Here is a 278-nt window from a genome sequence, read left to right on the forward strand (position 1 = left end):
GTTTTTGCACAAGACTATCTTAATTGGGAATTGCTAATTTGTGATGATGCATCTACGGATGGTACTTTTGAATTCTCCAGTGAGTTAGAGTTACGTGATGACAGAGTTCGCTATTTCAGGAATGAGTCCAATAAAGGGGCATGTGAGACAAGGAACTTAGGTATTTTTAATGCGAAGGGTAAATTTATTACTGGTCTTGATGATGACGATGAATTTACTCCAAATAGACTTTCATTTTTTTTAAAAAACTGGGATGATAGGTATTCTTTTTTGTGTTG

General features: G+C 34.9%; 1 protein-coding gene. It reads left to right on the forward strand.

Features of this window, described 5'->3' with window-relative positions:
• A partial coding sequence (locus RTW80_RS29055; protein WP_312721573.1) for a glycosyltransferase occupies positions 1–278 on the forward strand: 278 nt, incomplete at both ends.

Origin of the sequence: Escherichia sp. AM3 (assembly GCF_032029835.1) — a bacterium.
Classification (GTDB): Bacteria; Pseudomonadota; Gammaproteobacteria; order Enterobacterales; family Enterobacteriaceae; genus Escherichia; species Escherichia coli.